Raw genomic sequence first — 6,937 nt, 5'->3', positions numbered from 1 at the left:
TTGCTTTTCAACGCCTGTGAAGTCTTCCTGCGCCGCGGTGGCCGATGCGGCATACCGTCGCAGAAGTTCGTCTTTCTCCGCCGCGCGGTCGAGCTGCCACACGCCCAAGCGCATGAAAAGCAGGGTTCCGGCAACGGTCAGCAGCACCGCGAACCACGATGGACGACGCAGCCCCATCACGCGGGGCGCCGCATGGCGGGGGCTATACTGCGGTGGTCAAAAGGGTTCGGGCCGATCACGTGGAAATCATCTACAAATACGCGCTGGTGATATTGCTGCTGGTGGTGTTGTTCAATCTCGGCCAGGCCCTGTACTTCATGATGACCGACAAGGGCCAGGGCAGCCGCACCGTCTGGGCCCTGACGCGCCGCATAGGGTTGTCGCTGCTGTTGATCGCCATGATTGCCCTGGGGATCTTCATGGGCTGGCTGCACCCGCACGGGGTGGGGCAATTCTAACCCCTTGCCCGGGGCGCCACCCTAAGGCTGCGTCAATTTGGGTGGATGCCCAGGCCCGAGGCCACGGCCTTCCACACCTCCGGCCACACCGCCGACTTCGTCGACACCTCGTCGTAATGCGAGGCGCCCGGCACGATCACCACCCGGGCATCGTCGCCCTTGCCCTGCGCCATGCGGGCATAGTCCCGGGCCACCCGCGGCGGGGAAACATCGTCCAGTTCGCCGGTGATCAACACCGTGCTGCTGCCATTGGGCGTGAGCGCCGCGGCATTGGTATCGCTGAAGACATCCGCCCGCCCCGTTGACGCCTTCCCGGTCAGATCGTCCACATTGGTGTCGCACGTCTGCCGGATCAGCGCGCGCTCATGCCGCAGATCGGCCAGCCCACCCAGGCTCACCACATGCCGCACCGGCACCGGCCGGGCCTCATGCAGCAGGCTCTGCGCTGGAATGCGGGCCCGCCCCGCCAGCCACTGCACCAGCTGCCCACCCGCCGAATGCCCCACCGCCACCAGCCGCGTAAGGTCCAGGCCCCGCGCGGCAGCGACGGCCCGCAGCTCATTCATCGCCGCATTCATGTCACGAAACGTGCCCGGATAACCGCCCCCGACCTCATCCAGCCGCCGATACTCCACGTTCCACACGGCCACCCCGCGCTTCTGCAGCTCGCCGGCCATATGCCGCATCTGCACGATGCCCCCAAATTTCGAGTTCCAGCACCCACCATGCACCAGCACAACCACCGGAAAAGGCCCCCGCCCAGCCGGCAGGAAAAGCTCCGCATACTGCGACGGCGCCCTGCCATAAGCCACGTGGGCAGTAGGCGCAGGCCCATCAAGCACCATGTAGTCATCAAGTTTCATCGGACCGGCCACGGCATCGCCAGCCAGAAGCATAAGCAAAAACGCAAGCGCCCGGGGGAGGAAGGCTTCGGGTGTCATTTTCGTCACTAAGTCCTCGTCGGGCTTCGCCCTCCTGCGGAATCGTTCCGAAAACGACACCCGAAGCCTTCCCCCGGACGTGGTGGCGGACCGTGGGGAAAGCGGGGCGCGTAGCTCACCGCGAATGATGGGCGGCCATTTCAAGCTGATGCTGTCCTCAACACGAGCGAAGGCCCATGCGACCAGCTCTTTTGCTCTGCTCCCGGCCGCCTCATGGGGTCGGAGGGAGCCGTCGGGCGTCACCCTGGGAACGCTTCCGCAGGAGGGCAAAGCCCGACGAGGACTTAGTGACCGGGGTGACGCCCGACGGCTCCCACCCCTCACCGCATGCTAGAGAACGTAGACGAACATGAAGAGGGCGAGCCAGACCACGTCGACGAAGTGCCAGTACCAGGCGACGGCTTCGAAGCCGAAGTGGTGGTCGCGGGTGAAATGGCCCTTGGCGCAGCGTAGCCAGATGATGGCCAGCATGATCGTGCCCAGGGTCACGTGCATGCCGTGGAAGCCGGTGAGCATGAAGAACGTCGCACCGTATACGCCGCTGTGCAGCGTGAGGTTGAAGTTCTGGTAGGCCTCCATGTACTCGTGCGACTGGCAGAACAGGAACAGGCTGCCCAGCAATACCGTGAGGCCCAGGAACAGCAGCAGCTGGCCGCGGCGGCCGCCGCGCAGCGCATGGTGGGCGATGGTGATGGTGACGCCCGAGGACAGCAGGATCAGCGTGTTCACCAGGGGCAGGCCCCAGGCCGGGATGGTCTGGAAGGCGCCGCCGACGGCTGCCGGACCGCCGCCGCCACTGGCACCCCAGGCGGCCGAGTAGGTCGACCACAGGAACTGGTGGGTGAGCACGCCATGGCCTTCGCCGCCCAGCCAGGGCACCGAGAAGATGCGGGCGTAGAACAGCGCGCCGAAGAACGCACCGAAGAACATCACTTCGGAGAAGATGAACCACAACATGCCCATGCGGAAGGAGCGGTCCACTTGGGCGTTGTAGCTACCGGCGCGTGATTCGCGGATCACCGAGCGGAACCAGCCGAAGAACATGCCCAACACCAGGACGATGCCGGTCCAGAACATGCCCTTGCCAAAGCCGGCTTCACCGGGCTGTGCATTGATCCAGTGGGCGGCACCGTAGACGGTGGTGAACATCGCGATGGCCGCGACGATCGGCCAGTAGCTGTTCTTCGGTACGTAGTAGGCGTCTTGCTGGTGACCCATGGTGTGTTCCCGTCAAACGTTGAGCATCTGCAAAATCGACAGCAGGAAGATCGCGAAGGCAATGCCGCCGACGATCCAGGCGGTCCGCCGGGCGCGTTTGCGGCGCGCCTGGACTTCCGCTTCCTGATTGGCTGTATCGGTGTTCAAGGCATCAATGGTCGACGTGGCCATGGGCCAGCTCGTCGTCGTTGATCACCGGCGGCACGGCGAAGGTATGGAAGGGAGCCGGCGAAGGCACCGTCCACTCCAGGCCCTTGGCGCCTTCCCACGAACGGTCCGGCGACTTCTTCTTGGCGAAGAACACGGTGTGGATCACCACGCCCAGGAAGATCAGCTGCGAGGCGCCGAACCAGAAGCCGCCGATGGAGCTGATCATGTTGAAGTTGGCGAAGGCGACGTTGTAATCGGGGATGCGGCGCGGCATGCCGGCCAGGCCCAGGAAGTGCTGCGGGAAGAACAGCACGTTCACCGAGATCACGCTGGACCAGAAGTGGATCTTGCCCCAGGTCTCGTTGTACATGTTGCCCGACCACTTCGGTATCCAGTAGTAGGCGGCGGCGATGATCGCGAATGCCGCGCCGGTCACCAGCACGTAATGGAAGTGCGCCACCACGAAGTACGTGTCGTGGTACTGGAAGTCGGCCGGGGCAAGGGCAAGCATCAGGCCCGAGAAGCCGCCGATGGTGAACAGGATGACGAACGCGATGGAGAACAGCATCGGCGTTTCGAACGTCATCGAGCCGCCCCACATGGTGGTGACCCAGTTGAACACCTTCACGCCCGTCGGCACCGCGATCAGCATGGTGGCGTACATGAAGAAGATCTCCGCGCCCATCGGCAGGCCCACGGCGAACATGTGGTGCGCCCAGACGATGAAGGAGAGGAAGGCGATCGAGGCAATCGCGAACACCATCGCCTTGTAGCCGAAGATCGGCTTGCGGGCGAACGTCGGGATGATCTCCGACACGATGCCGAACGCCGGCAGGATCATGATGTAGACCTCCGGATGCCCGAAGAACCAAAAGATGTGCTGGTACAGGACCGGATCGCCGCCGCCGGCGGCATTGAAGAAGTTGGTGCCGAAGTACTTGTCGGTAAGCAGCATGGTGACCGCGCCAGCCAGCACCGGCATCACCGCGATCAGCAGGAAGGCGGTGATCAGCCAGCTCCACACGAACACCGGCATCTTCAGCAGGTCCATGCCCGGGGCGCGCATGTTCAGGATGGTGGCGATGATGTTGATCGCGCCCATGATGGAGGAGATACCCATCAGGTGGACCGCGAACACCGTGTAGGCGATCGACTCACCCTGCAGCGACAGCGGCGGGTACATGGTCCAGCCACCGGCGGGGCCGCCGCCGGGCATGAACAGCGTGGACAGCAGCACGCAGAAGGCGAACGGCATCAGCCAGAACGACAGGTTGTTCATGCGCGGCAGGGCCATGTCCGGCGCACCCACCATCAGCGGAATCATCCAGTTGGCCAGGCCGACGAAGGCCGGCATGATCGCGCCGAAGATCATCACCAGCGCATGCAGCGTGGTCATCTCATTGAAGAAATAAGGCTGCACCAGCTGCAAGCCGGGCTTGAAGAGCTCGGCGCGGATCACCATGGCGAAGCTGCCGCCGATGAAGAACATGGTGAGCGCGAACACCAGGTACAGGGTACCGATGTCCTTGTGGTTGGTGGAGAACACCCACCGCTCGATGAAATTCTTCGGCGGACCGTGGTGCTCGTGGTCGTCGTGATCGTGTTGGTCGTGGGCTGCGTGGGCCATGGCCTAAACCTCTACCTGCAATGCGTGTACGGATTAACCCTGGCCCTTGGGCGCGGGTGCGGTCTGGGCGGTCTGCGAAGCCTTCAGCAGTTTCGCCTCGTCCTGCTGGGTAGCCAGCCACTGTTCGAATTCGGCCTTGGGCACGGCCTTGACCACGATCGGCATGAAGCCGTGGTCCTGGCCGCACAACTCAGCGCACTGCCCGCGGTAGACGCCAGGCTCCTTGATGTTGGTCCAGGCGGAGTTGATCACGCCGGGGATTGCGTCCATCTTCCAGCCGAGCGCCGGCACCCACCAGGAGTGGATGACGTCAGCGCCGGTGATGACGAAGCGCACCTTGGTGTTGACGGGCAACACCAGCGGGTGGTCGACGTCGAGCAGGTAGGTGTTATAGCCATCGACCTGCACCTTGCCCGGATCCATGCCCGAGCCCAGCTGGCGGGTACGGTCGCTCCGGCCGTCGAGCTTGGACATGAAGCCGACCTTTTCCACGGCCTTGCCCTGGTAGTCGACGTAGTCGTAGCGCCACTTCCACTGGTAGCCGGTGACCTTGATGGTCATTTCCGAGCCCGTGGTGTCGGCGAAGGTGACCAGGCCCGTGGTGGCAAGCTTGGCAAGCACGATCAGGATGATGATCGGCACGCCCGTCCACAGCGCTTCGAGCTTGGTGTTGTGGGTCCACTTCTCGGCCACGGCACCGCGCGACTTGCGGAACTTGAACATCGAGATGAACATCGCGCCGAAGACGACGATACCGATCACGACGCAGACGCCGAAGGCCACGTTGTTGAGGAAATAGGGCTCGCCCGACCAGGTCGTGACCCCCTTGGTGAGGTTCAACTGGTCCGGCTGGGGGTTCGCCCACACCGCCCCGCCAAACAGGGCGAGGGCCGTCGTGGCCACTGCCTTCATCGAACGCCTGATGCCGCCAGATGTCATGTCTTGCACCTTTAATGAACCTACCTGCGCGGCTGGTCGTTGATTTCCGCCAGCAACACCATGAGTTTCCGTGAAGCCTCGACTTTTTCCTCTTCACCGAGGAAAGCGCCGATTTCAATCTCGCGGCCGTGCGACTTGAGCACGAGCCGTTGTCTTCCATTGCCCGGCAGCAGCCGGACACGAACCCAGTACGGCTGGAAGGAGGCACGGCGCCGTCCGGGCAGCCATTGCACTTCCAGCTTGTCGCCTTCCACCACGATTCGCTCGCCGTGGCCACCCGCACGCCAGGCCAGGCTCAGCAGCGATGCCACAGCCACCGACTCCAGCAGCGCGAAGACCGGGGCGAACACATTGCCCTGCCACGCACAGATCCAGGCGACCGAGATCGACAGGGCAGCCAGCGACCATGACAACCGATGCAGACCACGCCTGCTTAGCGCACGGTTCGGCCGGAGCCAAACAACGCGCGGCAAGCCAGTGATGGCTGGGCGGAGCACGACCATGGGAGCACCTGTCCCTCGGAACAGCGGAATGATAGGCCGGTGGGGGTATGACCGGCAAGGTTGACGTGGCTTTGGAGCGATGCGGGGAACCATGCGACGTGCGGCAATTTGCCTCAAGCGGCGAATTCAAGCCGCCCCGGCGCGGGCGGCCGGCATAAGCGGCCGGCCGCGGCCGGCGCGTACAATGCGCGGCTGATCCCGTCCCTATTGAAGCACCCCACGCCGTGAACGAACCCATCCTGAGCGTCGACCTGCCCGGCACCGCCAGCCCTGCCCGCGCCCGCATCACCGCGGCCTGGCTTCGCGACGAAACCGAGGCCGTGAACGACCTGCTGGCCCAGGCCACCTTGCCGCCGCTGGAGCGCGAACAGGTGATCGACGTCGCCGCGGGCCTGGTGACCCGGGTCCGCGCCCGCGCCAAGGACCAATCAGCCGTCGAAAGCTTCATGCGCCAGTACGATCTTTCTTCCGAGGAAGGCGTGTTGCTGATGTGCGTGGCCGAGGCCCTGCTGCGCATCCCGGACAAGACCACCGCCGACAAACTCATCCGCGACAAGCTCGGCGAGGCCAACTGGAAGAAACACCTGGGCCAGAGCGAGTCGGTGTTCGTCAACGCCTCCACCTGGGGGCTGATGCTCACCGGCCACCTGGTGAACCTGGCCGAGGAAACCCGCCACGACTTCACCAGCGCCCTGCGCCGCCTGGTCGGCAGGGCCGGCGAGCCGGTGATCCGCCTGGCCGTGCGCCAGGCCATGCGCATCATGGGCCATCAGTTCGTGATGGGCCGCACCATCGCCGAGGCGCTGGATCGTTCGGCTGAAAAAGAACACGCCGTCTATCGCTATTCCTACGACATGCTGGGCGAGTCGGCGCTGACGCAAGAAACTGCGGAGCGCTACCAGCAGGATTACCGCGACGCGATCAACGCCATCGGCTCGCGCGGGCCCTTCCCCAACAATCTGGAAGCCCCCTCGATCTCGGTCAAGCTTTCCGCGCTTCATCCGCGTTACGAAGTGGCCAACCGCGATCGCGCCCATCGCGAGCTCACCGAGAAGCTGCTCGAGCTCTCGCAGCTGGCGATGAAGAACGGCATCGCACTCT

At 64.2% G+C, this 6,937-nt stretch carries 9 protein-coding genes; 2 read left to right on the top strand and 7 right to left on the bottom strand.

Annotated elements, in window-relative coordinates:
• Nucleotides 1-177 (bottom strand): SURF1 family cytochrome oxidase biogenesis protein (locus VK519_RS10495; protein ID WP_414692734.1); only part of this gene is annotated, 177 nt, incomplete at its 3' end.
• A 62-nt stretch (nucleotides 178-239) separates the two neighbouring features.
• On the opposite strand from VK519_RS10495, the gene VK519_RS10490 reads away from it, so the two are divergent.
• Nucleotides 240-458, top strand: coding sequence for a twin transmembrane helix small protein (locus VK519_RS10490; RefSeq protein WP_324349612.1), 219 nt, complete (start codon nucleotides 240-242; stop codon nucleotides 456-458).
• A gap of 32 nt (nucleotides 459-490) precedes the next feature.
• On the opposite strand, the gene VK519_RS10485 is transcribed toward VK519_RS10490, so the two are convergent.
• From VK519_RS10485 to VK519_RS10460, 6 genes are all read right to left on the bottom strand, one after another.
• On the bottom strand, nucleotides 491-1,321 hold the full coding sequence (locus VK519_RS10485; RefSeq protein ID WP_324349611.1) for an alpha/beta hydrolase: 831 nt from the start codon (nucleotides 1,319-1,321) through the stop codon (nucleotides 491-493).
• Between the two features lie 408 nt (nucleotides 1,322-1,729).
• Nucleotides 1,730-2,617, bottom strand: coding sequence for a cytochrome c oxidase subunit 3 (locus tag VK519_RS10480; RefSeq protein ID WP_324349609.1), 888 nt, complete (start codon nucleotides 2,615-2,617; stop codon nucleotides 1,730-1,732).
• Nucleotides 2,618-2,629: 12 nt separating this feature from the next.
• Complete coding sequence (locus tag VK519_RS10475; protein ID WP_324349607.1) at nucleotides 2,630-2,788, bottom strand: hypothetical protein; 159 nt, start codon at nucleotides 2,786-2,788, stop codon at nucleotides 2,630-2,632.
• Nucleotides 2,769-4,394 (bottom strand): cytochrome c oxidase subunit I, encoded by a 1,626-nt coding sequence (gene ctaD, locus VK519_RS10470; RefSeq protein ID WP_324349605.1) that lies wholly within the window; start codon nucleotides 4,392-4,394, stop codon nucleotides 2,769-2,771. The genes VK519_RS10475 and ctaD overlap by 20 nt, the downstream gene beginning before the upstream one ends.
• A gap of 33 nt (nucleotides 4,395-4,427) precedes the next feature.
• A complete protein-coding gene (gene coxB, locus VK519_RS10465; RefSeq protein ID WP_324349603.1) occupies nucleotides 4,428-5,333 on the bottom strand; it encodes a cytochrome c oxidase subunit II in 906 nt (301 codons plus the stop codon).
• A 20-nt stretch (nucleotides 5,334-5,353) separates the two neighbouring features.
• Complete coding sequence (locus VK519_RS10460) at nucleotides 5,354-5,836, bottom strand: DUF2244 domain-containing protein (protein WP_324349600.1); 483 nt, start codon at nucleotides 5,834-5,836, stop codon at nucleotides 5,354-5,356.
• A gap of 224 nt (nucleotides 5,837-6,060) precedes the next feature.
• Between VK519_RS10460 and VK519_RS10455 the strand changes: the two genes are divergently transcribed.
• A partial coding sequence (locus VK519_RS10455) for a proline dehydrogenase family protein (protein ID WP_324349598.1) occupies nucleotides 6,061-6,937 on the top strand: 877 nt, incomplete at its 3' end.

The sequence above is a fragment of the Pinirhizobacter sp. genome (assembly GCF_035317885.1).
Taxonomy (GTDB): Bacteria; Pseudomonadota; Gammaproteobacteria; order Xanthomonadales; family Rhodanobacteraceae; genus Pinirhizobacter.
This window is presented reverse-complemented; position numbering and strand designations above follow the sequence as displayed.